Source organism: Streptomyces sp. NPDC091281, from assembly GCF_044757425.1.
GTDB lineage: Bacteria > Actinomycetota > Actinomycetes > Streptomycetales > Streptomycetaceae > Streptomyces.
The window spans coordinates 341,724-359,260 of sequence record NZ_JBIVUY010000001.1; the positions used below are offsets into that span (position 1 = coordinate 341,724).

The following is a 17,537-nucleotide window of genomic DNA, read 5'->3' on the forward strand; positions in this document are numbered from 1 at the left end:
CGCCCGGCGCCGCGCCCCGGGGGGCGCGGGCCGGCGCGCGGGGGGGGGGGGGCCGCGGCCGCCCCCCCCCCCCCCCCCCCCCCCCCCCCGCCGCTCGTGTCGCCGCGGGTTCACACTCGGGATACCGTTTGTTTCGCCTGTGACGGAGTGCACCCCAAGGGGAGGTTTCTCTGTGGTAACCCGGGGGAAAATTGCCGTCTCCGTGCTGGTAACGTGAACTGCGGTCCCGGTGGCCTTAGCCATGCGCACCGTGACCGCAGCCGACCAGCGCATCCGGCCCTCCGGACCGGACTCGGCTGTCTTCCCGCAAGGAACCCTCGGGGGGCAGGGTCCTGTGTACAAGCCGTTCGCCCGCCCACAGGCAGCGGTGGACACCGGGGATGCGGCCGTGCTGAAAGTGCTGCGGCCCCTTCCCGACGAAGCACGACGCGCCTTCGAGGTCGCCGTAGAGGAGGGGATGTCGATGACCGACGCCCATGAGTTCATACCGGCCGCCAGACCAGTGATCGACGAGGAGGAGATCGAGGCAGCGGTCCGCGTACTGCGCAGCGGTCGCGTCGTCCAGGGTCCCGAGGTGGCCGCCTTCGAGGAGGAGTTCTCGGAACTCGTCGACGGACGCCACTGCGTGGCCGTCAACTCCGGTACGTCGGCGCTGCACCTGTCGCTGCTGGCCCTCGGCATCGGCCCCGGCGACGAGGTCGTCGTCCCGTCGTTCTCGTTCGCCGCGTCCGCCAACGCCGTCCGCCTGGTCGGCGCCGACGTGGTCTTCGCCGACATCGAGGCCGACACCTTCTGTCTCGACCCGGCCGCCTTCGAGGCCGCGATCACCCCGCGCACCGCCGCGGTCATGCCGGTCCACCTGTACGGCCACCCGGCCGCCATGGACCGGATCTCCGCGATCGCCGCCCGCCACGGGCTCGCCGTCGTCGAGGACGCCTGCCAGGCGCACGCCGCCGCGCTGCACGGCACGCCGGTCGGCGCGTTCGGCGCCGCGGGCACCTTCAGCTTCTACCCGACGAAGAACATGCACAGCCTGGAAGGCGGCATGATCTCCACGGGCGACGCCGAGACCGCCCGCACCCTGCGCCTGCTGCGCAACCAGGGCATGGAGCAGCGGTACGCCAACGAGATCGTCGGCGCCAACGTCCGGATGACCGACGTCTCCGCCGCGATCGGCCGCGTCCAGCGTGCCAAGCTGGGCGACTGGACCGAGCGCCGTATCGCCAACGCCGCCTACCTCAGCGAGCACATCACCGCCGCGAACGTGGTGACGCCGAAGGTCGCCGAGGGCGCGCGGCACGTGTTCCACCAGTACACCGTGCGGGTGCGCGGCGACCGCGACGCCGCCATGGCCGCGCTCACCGAGGCCCAGATCGGCAACGCGGTGTACTACCCCACCCCGATCCACCGTCTGAAGCCCTACTGGGAGCCCGACCAGAAGGCCGGCCGCACCTGGGACCTGCCCGAGACGGAGCGCGCGGCCGCCGAGGTCGTCTCGCTGCCCGTGCACCCCGCGCTGTCGGCGGGGGACCTCGAACGCATCGTGACCGCGGTGAACGCGCTGGGAGAGCAGCTGTGAGCAAGCAGCCGTTGCGGGCCGGACTCGTCGGCCTCGGTTCCATGGGGCGTCACCACGCCCGTGTGCTGGCCGGTCTGGAGGGCGTCGACTTCGTCGGCGTCGTCGACCCGATGGGCGACAAGTTCGGCGCCGCGCAGGGCACGCCCGTCCTGAACACCGTGGACGAGCTGATCGCGCTGGGCCTCGACTACGCCGTCGTGGCCTGCCCGACCGCCCTGCACGAGGAGGTCGGCATGGCGCTCGCCTCGGCCGGCGTCTGCGCGCTGATCGAGAAGCCCGTCGCCGACACCGTCGAGGGCGCCCGCCGCCTCGTCGAGGCCTTCGAGTCGCGCGGCCTGGTGGCCGGCGTCGGCCACATCGAGCGGTGCAACCCGGCGCTGCGCTCGCTGCGCGCCCGCCTGGAGGCCGGGGAGCTGGGCGACGTCTACCAGGTCGTCACCCGCCGCCAGGGTCCCTTCCCGCACCGCATCGCGGACGTCGGCGTCGTCAAGGACCTCGCCACCCACGACATCGACCTGACCGGCTGGGTGACCGGCCGTCAGTACGTGTCGATCGCGGCGCACACCGTCTCCAAGAGCGGCCGCCAGCACGAGGACATGGTGTCCGCGGTCGGCCGCCTCGACGACGGCACCATGGTCAACCACCTGGTCAACTGGCTGAGCCCGCTCAAGGAGCGGTTCACCTCGGTCACTGGCGAGCGCGGCTGCTTCATCGCCGACACCCTCACCGCCGACCTGACCTTCCACTCCAACGCCGCCGTCACCACCGAGTGGGAGGCCCTCCAGGCCTTCCGCGGCGTCTCCGAGGGCGACATGATCCGCTACGCCATCCCGAAGCGCGAGCCGCTCCAGGTCGAGCACGAGCTGTTCCGCGACGCGGTGCTCGGCGAGGACGCGGACATCTGCACGCTGCGGCAGGGGATGCGGACGGTGGAGGTGGCTGCGGCGGTTCTCGCTTCGGCCACCGACGGCGGTACCGTCCATATCGACCCGGTTGAGCACGTGGCAGCCCGATAGGTTCCGGTGCGTGCCACGGCCACCTTCCGGCCCCCCCTGGAACAGGGGGGGCCGCGCTCCTGTACCCCCGGAGGAAGTACGTAATGGAATCCCCTGCCCGCAGGCCGAGGATCGCTGTGATTGTCGCCAACGGCATCACCGGCGACTCCCGTGTCCAGAAGACGGCCGTCGCGGCGGCCCGGGACGGCTGGGACGTGACGCTGATCGGCCGGAGTGACACCAAGCGGGTGCAGCGGTCGAGGATGGGTCCGATCGACGTGATCCGGGTACCGGTCAGTTCGGACTACCTGCGGGGAGTGAAGGCGCGTCGGGACCGTTCCCTGCGGGCCGCCGCGACCCAGTTCAACCTGCCGGACCAGTCGGCCCTCAACCGCTACACCGCCGAGTACAAGGCGTGGGTGCGGCAGAAGTCGGCCGAGAGCAACTGGGCGAGCGCGCCGCGCCGCACCTCCATCAAGGCGGTTCTGCGGGCCCGTCGTTCGGTGCACCGGCTGCGGGTCCAGGCGTACAAGTGGGAGCAGCGGCACCGGCCGAAGGACGAACCTGCGCGTGACTGGCGGGTGGACTGGCCGCAGGTGGTCGACCTCGACCTGGCCTTCGGCCCGGTCATCGAGGAACTCGAACCGGACGTCATCCACGCCAACGACGTCACCATGATCGCCACGGCCGCGCTGAGCGCCGCCCGTCTGCGCGCCCGGGGCCGCACGTGCGCCTGGCTGTACGACGCCCACGAGTACGTGCGGGGCGTGGAGTGGCCGCACCCCCGGCAGGCGTACGCGCTGCCCGCCGTGGAGGGCGAGTTCATCGGCCGCGCCGACGCCGTGGTCACCGTCTCCCCGCAGCTCGCGGAGCTGCTGAAGGAGGACCACGGGCTCGCGAAGGCGCCCCTGGTGGTGGGCAACGCCCCGGTCCGTGAGGTCATCGGCGCCGGTGCGTCGACCACGTCGGTGCGCGCGGCCTGCGGGCTCGGCCCCGAGGTCCCGCTGATGGTGTACTCGGGCTGGATCGGCCCGGAGCGCGGTGTGGACGCCGTCATCGACGGTCTGCCGCAGCTGCCCGGCTTCCACCTCGCCCTGGTCCACGGCCGGATGACGGCGCTGCTGGAGCAGCTCCTCGCCCGCGCCGAGGCCCTCGGGGTGCGCGACCGGATCCACCTCGTGCCCTACGTGCCGCAGCATCAGGTCGCCGACTACCTGGCCTCCGCCGACCTCGGCCTGACCCCGTTCCGGCGCGTCCCCAACTGCGAGGTGTCGCTGCCGACGAAGGTCTCCGAGTACCTCCAGGCGGGCCTGCCGCTGGTCACCAGCGACGTCAAGGTCATCAAGGCGTACGTCGAGGAGCACGGTCTGGGCGAGGTGTGGACCTGGGACGACCCGAGGACCTTCGCCGACGCGGCCGCGCGGGCGATGCAGAACCGTGCCAAGCTCGCCGACGCGATCACCGAGGACGTCCTCACCGACCTGTCCTGGGAGGCGCAGAGCACCAAGCTGCTCCAGCTCTACCGCGACCTGTCGAAGAAGACGCCGCCCGGTCCGCGCCCCGAGGTCTCCTGGACCGTGCAGGAGACCCCCGAGGCCGTGCGGACGGCGGAGAACACCGGCGCCGACGGGCGGCCCCTGTGGCGCAAGCTCGGCGACACCCGGGTCCGGCTGGGCCTCGGCCCCGCCAACTACGCCGGTCAGGGCGCCGCGTTCGCGCAGGCGGTCACCCGCCTCAACCCGGACGTCTCCGCCGAGGTCGTCATGAACAAGCGGCCGGAGTCCTTCGACTACCCGGCCGACCTGTACGTCGACGCCGACCGGCTGCCCGAACTGTCCGTGCAGGTGCAGCAGATGGAGCGGGTCATCGGCCGCTTCACCCACCTGCTGGTCGACGCGTTCATGCCGGTCTTCGGCCACCTCAACGGCACCACCGTCGCCGGTGACCTCGACGCGCTGAAGCAGGCGAAGATCAAGGTGGCGCTGCTGGCGCACGGCAGCGAGATCCGCCACCCCGCCGACCACATGGCGCGCCACCCCTTCTCGCTCTTCCACGACGCCCCCGACGGCATCGCCAAGCGCCTCCAGGCCAAGGTCGAGGTGAACAAGCGGATCGCGGCGGAGGCCGGGCTCCCGCTCTTCGTCACCACGCCCGACCTCCTGGAGGACCTGCCGACGGCGAAGTGGCTGCCGCTCGTCGTGGACGTCGACAGCTGGGCCACCGACCTCCCCGTCATGGAGCGCGAGCGCCCGCTGGTCCTGCACGCGCCCTCGAAGCGGTGGACCAAGGGCACCGACCGGATCATGCCGGTGCTCACCGAGCTGCACGACAAGGGGATCATCGAGTTCCGGCTCGCCGAGGGCATCCCGTGGGCCCAGATGCGTGAGCTGGTCCAGAGCTGCGACCTGGTGCTCGACCAGTTCACCACCGGCAGCTACGGCACCTTCGCGGTGGAGGCGATGGCGGCGGGCAAGCCCGTGGTCGCCTACATCAGCGACGGTGTGAAGAACACGACGGACGGCGCCCTGCCCATCGTCAACGCCACCCCGGACACCCTCCGCGAGGTCGTGGAGGGGCTGGTCGCCGATCCCGAGGGCACCGCCCGGATCGGCCGGGAGTCCTCCGACTTCGCCCGCACCTACCACAACGGCACATGGACCGCCCAGGTCCTGAGCGATTTCCTGAAGTGACCGGTTCAGAAAGGCTGTTCATGGAAGCGCAGAGCACCGGCGCGCGCCGCCCGGCCAAGGGCCGGGTCGTCATGCTGGTCGACAACAAGGTCGACGGCGACTCCCGGGTGCAGAAGGCCGCCGAGTCCGCCGCGGCGGCGGGCTGGGACGTGGTGCTGCTCGGCCTCGTCCGCTCCGGCAGCGGACGGAGCTGGAAGCTCGGCGACGCCGAGGTCCGGCTGCTGCCGCTGAAGACCCCGCTCGGCAAGCGGCACGCGGAGCGTCACCGCTCGCTGCTGCGCCGCCCGTTCGCCTACCCGCCGGGCCCGATGGCGGCCTACCGCCGCCAGTGGGCCAAGGCGTGGCGGGCGGACGTGGCCTCCCGCAGAGCCGCTCTGAAGGTGGTGCCCCGGGCCGTCGGCGGTCCGCTCTTCCGGCGGGTCGAGAAGCTGCGCCTCGTGGTGGCCGGACCGGTCTCCAAGTTCATGCAGAAGTGGGTCGAGTTCCGGGCCCGGCAGAGCGGCCAGGCGCAGAAGGCCGGACGCGCCCTGCGCGGCCCCCTCGACCGGGCCTTCACGGCCGTGTGGCGGGCCGCCAAGGGCAAGCGGGCCTGGCGGCGCCTGGAGCCGGTGCTGTGGGACTACGAGCTGACGTACGGCAAGGAGATCGACGCTCTCAAGCCCGATCTCATCCACGCCAACGACTTCCGGATGCTCGGTGTCGGCGCCCGCGCGGCGGTGCGGGCCCGCGCGGCCGGCCGTACGGTGAAACTGGTGTGGGACGCCCACGAGTTCCTGCCCGGGGTCCGCCCGTGGGAGGACAACGCCCACTGGATTCCCGGCAACACGGCGCACGAGAGCGAGTACGCGCCGTACGCCGACGCCGTGGTCACCGTCTCCGAGGGCCTGGGCGACCTGCTGGTGGAGCGCCACGGTCTCAAGGAGCAGCCGACCGTCGTCCTCAACGCGCCCGACCGGCCCGTCGAGCCCGACCTGCTGCTGGAGGACGCCGAGCCGGAGCCGGACCTGCGCGCCCTGTGCGGCATAGGCCCCGACGTCCCGTTGGTCGTCTACAGCGGTTCCCCCGGCCCGCAGCGCGGTCTCGGGGACATGGTGGAGGCGCTGCCCTCGCTGGACGGCGTGCACATGGCGTTCGTCGTCCCCTCGCCGGCCGCCGGCTACATCCAGAGCCTGCTCCAGCGGGCCCAGGACCTCGGGGTGGGGGACCGGCTGCACGCCGTCCCGTACGTGAAGCACTGGCAGGTGGTCCGCTTCCTGTCCGCCGCCGACGTCGGCTGCATCCCGATCCACCACTGGCCGAACCACGAGATCGCCCTGATCACGAAGTTCTTCGAGTACTCGCACGCCCGGCTGCCGCTCGTGGTCAGCGATGTGAAGACCATGTCCGAGGTGACCCGGTCCACCGGCCAGGGCGAGGTCTGCCGCGCCGAGGACGTGCCCGACCTGGTCCGCGCGATCAAGGCCGTCCTCGCCGACCCGGAGAAGTACACGGCCGCCTACGACAAGCCCGGACTGCTCGACACCTGGACCTGGGAGGCGCAGGCCGAGGTGCTGGACGGGCTGTACAGCCGGCTCGTCACGAGATCCGCCAAGGCGACGTCATGAGCGGGCGCGTGCCCGACGTCACGGTCGTCGTCGCGGTCTACAACACGATGCCTTATCTGACGGAGTGTCTGACCTCCCTCCTCGGACAGAGCATCGGCCGTGACCGGCTGGAGATCGTCGCCGTCGACGACGGTTCCACCGACGACAGCGGGCGCGAACTCGACCGGTTCGCCGCGCTGTACCCGGACACCGTCAAGGTGATCCACCAGCCGAACTCCGGTGGCCCCGCCGCGCCCAGCAACCGCGCGCTGGAACTGGCCACCGGCCGTTTCGTCTACTTCATCGGCTCCGACGACCACTTGGGCGAGGAAGCCCTGGAGCGCATGGTCGCCTACGCCGACGAGCACGACTCGGACGTCGTCGTCGGCCGCATGGTCGGCACCAACGGCCGTTACGTGCACCAGGCGTTGTACAAGGAGAACGACCCCGACGTCAGCCTCTACGACTCGGCGCTGCCGTTCACCCTGGCCAACACCAAGCTGTTCAGGCGGGAGTTGGTCGAGAAGCACAAGCTGCGCTTCCCCGAGCACCTGCCGGTCGGCAGCGACCAGCCGTTCACCATCGAGGCGTGCGTGCGCGCCCGCAGGATCTCCGTGCTGGCCGACTACGTCTGCTACTACGCGGTGAAGCGCGGCGACGCCAGCAACATCACCTACCGTGCCGACCACCTGGCCCGGCTGGACGCCGCCGCGGAGATCATGGACTTCACCGCCGGGCTCGTCCCCGCCGGGTCCGACCGTGACGCGCTGCTGCGCCGGCACTTCACGTGGGAGCTGGCCAAGCTCGTCCAGGACGACTTCCCGGCCCTGGACCGGGAGGTGCAGCGGCAGGTCTGCGCGGGCGTCGCCCGGCTGGCCACCACGTACTTCACCGACGGCATCCGGGACGCCATGGACGTCAAGCGCCGGGTGCGGATCGCGCTGGCGCACGCGGGCGCGATCGACGAACTGTCCGCGGCGATCTCCGGCGAGAAGGCGAACGGGGCGCCGCCCTTCGTGGTCGAGGGCGAGCGCGCCTACGCCCGCTACCCTGGCTTCCGCGACCCGCTCGTCGGTGTCTCCGACCGGGTCTACGAACTGGTGGGGGAGGCGGTCCCCGGCCGCCTCGCCCAGGGCACCGACCTGCTGGCCTCCGGCTGGGACCAGGAGGGCGAGCGCCTCGCGTACACGGCGTCCGTCCGGCTGCCGGTCGTCGGACAGGTGGAGCGGGCCGGGGCGGTGCTGCGGCTCGCCAAGGGCGCCATGCCGAAGTCCGCCGACAAGCCGGGCGCCCGCCGCCTCAAGGAGGACCACGAACTGCCCGCCCCGGTGGGCGAGTTCCGTACGGAACCGTCCGCCGACGGCGCGGCCACCGTGCTGCACGCCCGCATCCCGCTGCCGTACGCCACCGCCAAGCGGGGGGTGCGGGTCTATCTGGACGTCGCGGGGCGGACGTACGAGATCCCGGTGCGCGGGGAAGGGCGGCCGATGCCGCTGGCGCGGCGCTGGGGGCGCGACGACGACCCGTACCGGGCGTCGGCCCTCGTCAACGACAAGGGGCGTGTCGTCGTCGACACGGCCCGGCTCAACCCTCCGACGAGCACCCTGGCGCGGCGGGCGCTCGGGCGGCTGGTGCGGAAGGCGAAGTCCCGTTCCGTCGGCTCGAAGTCGAACGGTTCCCCGCAGTCGAAGTCGAACGGTTCCCAGAAGCCGAACGGTTCCCGAAGGAAGTAGTACCGACCATGAACATCTGTGTAGTAGCGCTCGGCAAGATCGGCCTTCCGCTGGCCGTGCAGTTCGCGTCCAAGGGCCACCGGGTCATCGGCGCGGACGTCAACGAGAAGGTCGTCGAGCTGGTCAACGCCGGTGTCGAGCCCTTCCCGGGCGAGCACGACCTCGACGTCAAGCTCAAGCAGGCCGTCGACGCCGGGCTGCTGAGCGCGACGACCGACACCGCGTCCGCGGTGGCCGGGTCCGAGGCCGTCGTCGTGGTCGTGCCGCTCTTCGTGGACGCCGAGGGCACCCCCGACTTCGGCTGGATGGACTCCGCGACGAAGGCGATCGCCCAGGGCCTCAAGCCGGGCACCCTCGTGTCGTACGAGACCACGCTGCCGGTCGGCACCACCCGCACCCGCTGGGCGCCGATGCTGGCCGAGGGCTCCGGCCTGACCGCCGGTGACGACTTCCACCTGGTGTTCTCCCCGGAGCGGGTGCTCACCGGCCGCGTCTTCGCCGACCTGCGCCGCTACCCCAAGCTGGTCGGCGGCATCGACGAGGCGTCCACGGCCCGCGGTGTGGAGTTCTACGAGCAGGTCCTCGACTTCGACGAGCGCCCCGACCTGCCGCAGGCCAACGGCGTGTGGGACCTCGGCACCGCCGAGGCGTCCGAGCTGGCCAAGCTCGCCGAGACCACCTACCGGGACGTCAACATCGGCCTGGCGAACCAGTTCGCCCGCTTCGCCGACCAGAACGGCATCGACGTCAAGAAGGTCATCGAGGCCTGCAACTCCCAGCCGTACAGCCACATCCACCAGCCGGGCATCGCGGTCGGCGGGCACTGCATCCCGATCTACCCGCGGATGTACCTGTGGAACGACCCGGCCGCGACCGTGGTGCGCTCCGCCCGTGAGGCGAACGCCGCGATGCCGGAGTACGCCGTGGACCTGCTGGCCGCCGCCTACGGCGACCTGACCGGCGTCCAGGTGCTGGTGCTGGGCGCCGCCTACCGCGGCGGGGTCAAGGAGACGGCCTTCTCCGGCGTCTTCCCGACCGTCGAGGCGCTCCGGGCGCGCGGCGCGGTGCCGTTCGTCTCCGACCCGATGTACACCGCCGAGGAGCTGTCCGCGCACGGCCTCACCCCGCACGCCGGGGAGACGGTCACCGCGGCGATCCTCCAGGCCGACCACGCCGAGTACCGCACCCTGACCCCGGCCGACCTGCCGGACGTCACGGTCCTGGTCGACGGCCGCCGCACCACCGACCCGGAGGCCTGGAAGGGCGTCCGGCGGGTGGTCATCGGCGGCTGATCCGGAACCGCCCACGACGACGGAAGGGGCCCGGCACCACGCAGAACGTGGTGCCGGGCCCCTTCCGTGGTTCGGGTCAGCCGCCGGTCTCCACCGGCGGCTTGCGGGACTCCGCGGCCAGCCGTGCGCGCAGCCACCGCTGGAGCGGCCGTTCCACGAACCGGTGGACGAGGTACGCCAGCACGATCAGCACGGAGGTGGTGAGGGCCAGCGTGGCCCAGGCCCCGAGGTGTCCGTCGCCGAACAGGACGCGGATCATCGCCCAGCCCAGCTCCTCGTGGAGCAGGTAGAGCGGGTACACCAGGGCGCCCGCGGTGGTCAGCCACGTCCAGCGGATCCGGTCCAGCTTGTGCAGCGCTACGGCGAGGACCACCAGGTAGAAGACGGTGACCAGGGCGAGGGCGACGTACGGCTGCCGGTCCATGCCCTGTTCGTCGCGCACGTGGTCCGCGTGCTGGATCAGGTCGCTCTGCATGACCAGCCAGCTCGCGGCGAGCAGCCCCCACAGCTTGAGGTCCGGGCCGAAGCGGTACATCAGGTACATCGCGATGCCCGAGACGAACAGGGCGGTGTTCAGCGGCTGGGCGAAGATCCCGAGCAGGGGGACGTCGTCCTTCTGCGCCAGGACACTGCCCAGCAGCCACAGCCAGCAGAAAACGGAGACGCGGACGTAGTCGAGCCCCTTCCAGAGCACCACCAGGAAGATCAGGTAGAAGGTCAGTTCCACCCAGAGCGTCCAGTAGGCGCCGACCAGGTGCCGGGCCGCGAGGGGCGTCTGCACCATGGTCAGGTTGGTCAGGGCCTCGCTGTAGCTCGGGGGCTTGCGCTCGCCGTCGGGCAGCCCGCGCCACACCAGGAGGGCGACGACGACCGAGAACCAGTACGCGGGGAAGAGCCGCAGGAACCGGGCGCGCACGAACTGGCCGGGGCTGCGGTCCCAGGCGGACAGGCAGATGACGAACCCGCTGATGATGAAGAAGAGCTGGACGCCGTAGGAGCCGTACGAGGTGTACGGGAAGATCGACGGGAACAGCGCCTTGGGGTTGATGCCCCAGTTGGCGTCGGTCGCCGCGTCGACGCCGGTGAAGTGGAAGAGCAGGACCGAGAGGGCGGCCACGACCCGCAGCGCGTCCAGGGCGTAGAGCCGGGGGGCCCGGGTGGGCGGGGGGTGCGGGGCGTCGGCCGCGCCACCGGCGTCTCCCGCGTCGTTCTGGGGAGTGACCTTCACATCGGTCTGAGACATGTGCCGTCCTCGTCGTCTGTCCTGCGTCGGCCGGTCACTCCGCCGGGGTGAGCGTCCCCTCGGCGGTCTCGCGGTAGAGGCGGCCGGACTTCGGGCACTCCCACGTCCCGGTACCCGCCTCGCGCTCGACCAGCCGTACGCCCTCGTGGCCCACCCAGCCGATCTGCCGGGCCGGGACGCCGACGACCAGGGCGAAGTCCGGGACGTCCCGGGTCACGACCGCACCGGCCGCGACCATCGCCCACCTGCCGATGGTGAGCGGCGCGACGCACACCGACCGGGCGCCGATGGAGGCGCCGTCGGAGATCCGCACTCCGACGGCCTCCCAGTCGCCGCCCCGCTTCTGCTTGCCCTCGGCGTCGACCGAGCGCGGGTTGTGATCGTTGGTCAGGACCACCGCCGGGCCGATGAAGACACCGTCACCCAGCTCGGCCGGTTCGTACACCAGGGCGTAGTTCTGGAGCTTGCAGTTGTCCCCCATGCGCACGCCGGAGCCGACATAGGCGCCCCGACCGACCACGCAGCCCTCGCCGAGCCGGGCGCCCTCGCGGATCTGCGCGAGGTCCCAGACGCTGCTTCCGTCGCCGATCTCGGCGGTTTTGTCGACCTGGGCGCTGGGCTGGACCCTGTAGTTCACTTCGATGCCTTCCGGTGTCTGACGTCCGGCCGAGCATACGGCGCCCGGCTCGCGGCCCGCCGTGCCGGGGCGGAGCGGACCGGAGCGAGCCGCGGCATACGTCGACTTTGTGAATCAGGCGTGTGGATCTTGTGACTCATGTCATGCGCCTTGGTCTGAACAAATGGCTTGCATGTACGTGTCAGGGCGGGCCATGATCTTCCCCGTTTGTTTATTGAATTTTTATCAACGGGGCGGGGCTGAGTTCACGGTGGGGAAAACTTGGCGGCACAGTGCTGCCGTGGCGGTGACCGGGGCGTTGCTGGTCTGGGGGATCGGGGCCGGGGGTACGCCGGCCGCGGCGGCCGTCGCGTGTCCGTCGGGCGTGGAGTCCGACTTCAACGGTGACGGCGCCCGGGACAGCGTGATCGCGGACCCGGAGGCGACCGTCGACGGCGTCGCCGAGGCGGGTGCCGTGTACGTCGTCTACGGCGGCGGCAAGGGCACGGTGACCCTCACCCAGGCCCTGGAGAGCATTCCGGGCGTCCCGGAGGCGGGCGACCGGTACGGCTACGCGATGGCCGTCTACGACGCCGACCTCGACGGGTGCAGCGACCTCGTCCTCGGCACGCCGTACGAGGACATCGGCACCGCCCCCGACTCCGGCGGCGTGCACGTCGTGTTCGGCTCGACCAGCGGGATCGGCGCCGGGACCAAGCCGGTCCGCGAGTTCTACCAGGGCGAGGGCAAGCCCCTCGGCGGCGGCGCCGAGGCCGACGACTGGGTCGGTTACGCCGTCGCCGCGGGCAAGACCTCCGGCGGTCAGCCGTACCTGATCATCGGCAGCCCCGGCGAGTCCCTCGGCACCATCGACGACGCGGGCGCCTTCTACTACGTCAGCGGCACCGCCATGACGGTGACCATGACCGGCCAGGACACCGAGACGGGCGGTCCTGTGGCCGGCGCGGCCGAGCAGGACGACCGGTTCGGCTCCACCATCGCCGCCACCCCGACCCACTTCGCGGTCGGTACCCCCGGTGAGGCCCTCGGCACCGTGCAGTTCGCGGGCGGCGTGGCCCTGTTCACCCACTCCCTCACCTCCGGCTACCCGAAGCCCACCGGCGGGCTCGGCCAGGACCAGGACGCGATCGGCGGCTCCGAGGAGGTCGGCGACCAGTTCGGCGCCGCCCTCGCCATGGTCCCGTACCGTCCCTCCGGCGCCACCTCCACCACCGAGTCCCTCCTCGCCGTCGGCGTCCCCGGCGAGGACCTCTCGACCACCGTCGACGCGGGCGCCGTCCAGGTCTTCCGCCTCACGGCCACCGGCGCGTACACCGAGACCGCCTGGATCGACCAGAACTCCGCCGACGTCGAGCAGGAGTCCGAGGCCGGGGACTTCTTCGGCAAGCGGCTCGCCGCCGTCAACACCTCGCCCAACTCCGTCTCCACGGCCACCACCACCCGCCTCGCCATCGGCGTCCCCGGCGAGGAGTCCTCCGAGGAGCACGCCGACAAGGGCGGCGTCCAGATCGTCCCGCTGGTCGGCGCGCCCGGCGCCTCCGACCAGTGGATCGACCCCGGCTACGGCATCCCGGGCACCCCGGCGCCGCGCCAGCTCGCCGGCCTCTCCCTGGCCGCGACCCCGTCCCTGCTCTACGTCGGCATGCCGTACGGCCCCGCCGAGGCGCGCGCGGTCCTCGGCTTCCCCTGGAACGTCGCCTCCGGCGGCGCGCCGACCGTCACGGTCAAGCCCGGTGAGGGCGGCATCCCCGCGGGCGGCGTCGCCTTCGGCGCCAGCGTCCGCTGAGGGGCGGGACCTCGGGCGCCTGCCGGTACGTACCGGCAGGCGGCGGCCGTGGAGCCCTCCACCGGGGGGCCTCGGCGGCCGTGCCGTGCGCTGCCCGCGTACCTGCACGGCCCCCGTCCGTCCTGTCCGCCCGTCGTCCCGCCCGCTGTCCCGCCCGTCGTCCCGTCCGCCCGTGGCCGACGAACCGGGCGCCCCGGCGCGCCCCCGCACTCGTGAGTGAGACATGAACCGACTGGAGAGTGGACCCGTGTCCGCAGACAGACACAGACCGATACGGCGTGGCCTCGTGCTGCGTGCCGCCGTCGCGGCGGTCGTCACCGGCGCGGTGGTGGCCGGTGCGGCCGCCCTCCCGGGCGGCGGTGGCGCCAGGGTGCCGGAGCCGGTCGCCGCGGACCAGCCGCTGGTGACCGAGCAGCAGGCCCTCGCCGCCGCGAAGGACAGCGGCAAGCGGAAGGAGGTCGTCGGGCTGCGCACCGAGCGCAGGGAGATCTTCGCCGAGCCCGACGGCACCTTCACCGCCCGCGAGTACACCGAGCCCGTCCGCACGGTGCGGTCCGGCAAGTGGGTCGACGTCGACGCCACCCTCGCCGAGCGCCCCGACGGCACCTGGGGGCCGAAGGCCGCCACCGTCGACCTGGCGTTCTCCGCCGGTCAGGCGGGGGAGCCGTTCGTGACGATGCGGCGCGCGGGCCGCGAGTTCGCGCTGACCTGGCCGTACGGCGACCTGCCCGCTCCCCGCGTCGAGGGCGACACCGCCACGTACGCCGAGGTGCTGCCCGGTGTGGACCTGAGTGTGCGCGCCGAGGTCGACGGGTTCGGGCATCTCCTCGTCGTCAAGACGCCCGAGGCGGCGGCCGATCCCCGGCTCGCGCAGGTCGACCTCGGGATGACCACCGACGGTCTGAAGGTCGCCGAGGACGCCACCGGCGCGATCGTCGCCGAGGACGCCGCCGTCGGCGGCACCGTCTTCGAGGCGGGCCGGCCCGCGATGTGGGACTCGGCCGCCGTCGCCGAGTCCGCCCGGCGCGCGCAGGGGCCCAAGGCCGTGGCCAAGGCCCTCAAGTCCGTCACCGCGAAGTCCGTGACCGACAAGTCCGTCACCGCCAAGTCCGTGACCGCCGGGGCCACGGCCACGGCCACGGCCACCCCCGCCCCCGAGACCACTCCCGAGACCACCCCCACCCCCGCCCCGGAAGCCGCCCTCGAAGGCCCCGGCGGTGGCGGGCGGGTCGCCCCGCTGGACGTCGAGGTCGGCACGGACACCCTGCGCCTGGTCCCCGACCAGAAGCTGCTCCGGGGCGACGACACCGTCTTCCCGGTCGTCATCGACCCGATCCAGCGCACCACGTCGCGGACGTCCTGGACCGGCGTCATGTCGGGGATGCCCGGCGAGCAGGACTGGAAGTACTCGGGCAGCGCGGGCGTCGGCAAGTGCCCCACCGACTACAACCCGGTCTCCTGCAACGGCGTCGGCACCCGCCGCGTGCTGTTCACGATGCCGCTCTCCTTCTACAAGGGGAAGCAGATCCTCGGCGCGACGTTCTCCGCGCGCGTCGAGCACATCTACAGCGCCTCCCCGACCGCCGAGCCCATCCAGCTCTACCGGATCGGCGGCGCCAACTACAGCATCTCCTCGTCCAGCGACTGGTCCAGCACCAAGGACCACTGGGACGACTACCTCCAGACCGTCGACAAGGCGATCTCCCCGACCTCCTGCTCCAGCCAGGCCAACCTGCACTTCGAGAGCGGCGCGACCGGCGAGCTGACCAGCGAGGTCAAGACGGCCGCCGCGGGCGGCTGGAACGCGATGACGCTGGGCCTGCGCGCCGCCGACGAGTCCCGCTTCGCGGAGTGGAAGCGGATCTGCGGCAACGCGTACCTGTCGGTCAAGTACAACAACCTGCCGCGCCAGATCAAGACGTCCGACATGTCCACCGACCCGGGCGGCGCCTGCAAGTGGGGCGCGGGCCGGGCCACCACCGACGTGCCGCCGAAGCTCCAGGCCATCGCGAGCGACCCGGACCACGGCAACGGCCAGACCGACAAGGTGAAGGTCGAGTTCAAGGTGGAGTGGACCGACCCGGCCACCAAGGCGGCGAAGTCGTACACCTATCTGACGCCCGACTGGCTCTCCCCGACGACCGGCACCAAGTTCACCCACACCGTGAAGTCGTCGATCCCGCAGAACACCACCATCTACTGGAGCGCCCGCGCCTACGACGGTGACGGCTACGGCCCGTGGAGCTACGACGGGGACACCCCGCAGCGCTGCGAGTTCACCTACGACAAGACGTGGCCGGGCAAGCCGCTGGTGCTGTCGAAGCAGTACCCGTCGGACACCGTCTACCACGACGGCGTCGGCACCTACGGCACCTTCTCCATCGCGCCGAACCCGAACGACAGCATCCCCGACACCGACGTCGTGAAGTACCAGTACTCCTTCAACGGCGCCGCGATGACCACCCTCACCCCGTCCTCGCCGGGCGGCTCGGTCTCCGTGCAGTGGATGCCGACCCGCTCCGGGCGGCAGGTCCTGGAGGTCGTCGCGATCGACAAGGCCACCCACGCCAGCAGCACCCTCTACGACTTCCTGGTCAGCGAGGGCAAGCCGGTGGTGGCCCAGTGGAACCTGGCCGACCCGGCCGGGGACACCGAGGCGCACGACGAGGGCGGCCAGTTCTCGGCGACCGCCGGCACCGCGGTCACCTTCGGCGCGGACGGCCCCGGCGGCAAGGTCGACAAGGCGGCCCGCTTCGACGGCAGCGCCGACTCCTACCTCGACGCCAGCGAGACCGTGCTCGACACGTCGAAGAGCTTCAGCGTCAGCGCCTGGGTGCGGCCCACCGCGCTGGACCGTTCGATGACGGTCGTCAGCCAGGACGGCACCGGCGAGCCCGGTTTCACCCTCGGCTACGACGCGGCCGCGCAGACCTGGAAGTTCGCGGTCCCGGTCAATGACGTGGACACGCTCGGCGAATGGAAGGCCGTCTCCACCGGCATCACCCCCGTCAAGGACCAGTGGGTCCTGCTGACCGGCGTGTACGACGCCCAGAAGACCGGCGGCCCGCAGCTCCAGCTCTACATCAACAAGGACCTCAAGGGCTCGTCCGCCCGGCGCTCCGCCTGGAAGTCGTACGGCCCGCTCCAGATCGGCCGGTCCACGGCCAAGAGCGGCTACCGCGACCACTTCACCGGTGACCTCGCCGAGGTCCGCGTCTTCGACCGGGTCCTGCCGTCCGCGCAGGTGGCCGAGCTGATGACGGTCAAGCCGCTGCGCAAGGGCTACTGGCAGCTGGACTCCGCCACGGGCGGCGCGGTCGCGGAGACCGGCGGCGGCCAGCCGCTGACCCTCGCGGGCAACGCCTCCATCTACCGCCCGGCCGACCCGCTGTTCGACACCGCCGCCCTCGTCGGCGACGGCAACCTCGTCCTGGACGGCGACGGCGACTACGCGTCCACCGCCACCGCCCCGGTCCCCGGCAACAGCAGCTTCACCGTGTCGGCCCGCGCCCAGCTCACCTCGCTGGACCCGGAGAAGTCGCAGACGGTGTTCTCCCTGCCGGGCGCCAACGCCAACCGCCTCCAGGTCCGTTACCAGGCCGCCACCCAGCAGTGGGAGCTGGCGGTCGCCCGGACGGACGTGGCGGCTCCGCAGATCGTGACGTTCACCGACGACCAGGAACTGCCCGACACCGGCGGCTCCGGACAGCACCTCGCGGTGGTCTACGACGCCTTCGCGGACACCATCCGCCTCTACGTCGAGGGCCAGCTCGTCGCCGGTGCCTACGGCAAGGAGGACTCCCTGTGGTCCGCCACCGGCGGTCTCCAGGTGGGCCGTTCGCTGCGCGGGCCCGCCGAGTACTTCGCGGGCGCCATCGACGAGGTCCGCGTCTACAGCGGCGCGGCGGACGCGATCGCGGTGCAGCAGATGGCCGCGCTGACGGCCGTGACAGACATGTGACGGATCGTCACTGAATAGGTGTGCCGGGTCTCTTGAGG

At 71.8% G+C, this 17,537-nt stretch carries 10 protein-coding genes; 8 read left to right on the forward strand and 2 right to left on the reverse strand.

What is annotated here, in order from left to right:
* The first annotated feature begins 463 nt into the window (after positions 1-463).
* The 6 genes from ACIQPQ_RS01510 to ACIQPQ_RS01535 all read left to right on the forward strand — a co-directional run bounded on the left by ACIQPQ_RS01510 (position 464) and on the right by ACIQPQ_RS01535 (position 9,872).
* A complete protein-coding gene (locus ACIQPQ_RS01510) occupies positions 464-1,579 on the forward strand; it encodes a DegT/DnrJ/EryC1/StrS family aminotransferase (RefSeq protein WP_383767597.1) in 1,116 nt (371 codons plus the stop codon).
* On the forward strand, positions 1,576-2,595 hold the full coding sequence (locus tag ACIQPQ_RS01515; RefSeq protein WP_401298259.1) for a Gfo/Idh/MocA family protein: 1,020 nt from the start codon (positions 1,576-1,578) through the stop codon (positions 2,593-2,595). The genes ACIQPQ_RS01510 and ACIQPQ_RS01515 overlap by 4 nt, the downstream gene beginning before the upstream one ends.
* 83 nt (positions 2,596-2,678) lie before the next feature.
* Entirely contained in the window at positions 2,679-5,264 is a 2,586-nt protein-coding gene (locus ACIQPQ_RS01520; protein ID WP_401298261.1) for a glycosyltransferase family 4 protein, read from the forward strand.
* 20 nt (positions 5,265-5,284) lie between these two features.
* Positions 5,285-6,868, forward strand: coding sequence for a glycosyltransferase family 4 protein (locus ACIQPQ_RS01525; RefSeq protein ID WP_401298264.1), 1,584 nt, complete (start codon positions 5,285-5,287; stop codon positions 6,866-6,868).
* Positions 6,865-8,580, forward strand: coding sequence for a glycosyltransferase family 2 protein (locus tag ACIQPQ_RS01530; protein WP_401298267.1), 1,716 nt, complete (start codon positions 6,865-6,867; stop codon positions 8,578-8,580). The genes ACIQPQ_RS01525 and ACIQPQ_RS01530 overlap by 4 nt, the downstream gene beginning before the upstream one ends.
* An 8-nt stretch (positions 8,581-8,588) precedes the next feature.
* The gene (locus ACIQPQ_RS01535; protein ID WP_401298270.1) at positions 8,589-9,872 is read left to right on the forward strand and encodes a nucleotide sugar dehydrogenase; all 1,284 of its coding nucleotides are present in this window, start codon (positions 8,589-8,591) and stop codon (positions 9,870-9,872) included.
* A gap of 76 nt (positions 9,873-9,948) precedes the next feature.
* On the opposite strand, the gene ACIQPQ_RS01540 is transcribed toward ACIQPQ_RS01535, so the two are convergent.
* Both ACIQPQ_RS01540 and ACIQPQ_RS01545 read right to left on the reverse strand, forming a co-directional pair.
* Entirely contained in the window at positions 9,949-11,115 is a 1,167-nt protein-coding gene (locus tag ACIQPQ_RS01540) for an acyltransferase family protein (RefSeq protein WP_401298273.1), read from the reverse strand.
* A gap of 34 nt (positions 11,116-11,149) precedes the next feature.
* Positions 11,150-11,752 (reverse strand): acyltransferase, encoded by a 603-nt coding sequence (locus ACIQPQ_RS01545; protein ID WP_401298276.1) that lies wholly within the window; start codon positions 11,750-11,752, stop codon positions 11,150-11,152.
* Between the two features lie 280 nt (positions 11,753-12,032).
* Between ACIQPQ_RS01545 and ACIQPQ_RS01550 the strand changes: the two genes are divergently transcribed.
* Entirely contained in the window at positions 12,033-13,538 is a 1,506-nt protein-coding gene (locus ACIQPQ_RS01550; RefSeq protein ID WP_383767562.1) for a VCBS repeat-containing protein, read from the forward strand.
* Positions 13,539-13,824: 286 nt separating this feature from the next.
* Positions 13,825-17,499: a LamG domain-containing protein gene (locus ACIQPQ_RS01555; protein ID WP_401298278.1), complete on the forward strand. Its 3,675-nt coding sequence runs from the start codon at positions 13,825-13,827 to the stop codon at positions 17,497-17,499.
* Positions 17,500-17,537: the final 38 nt, after the last annotated feature.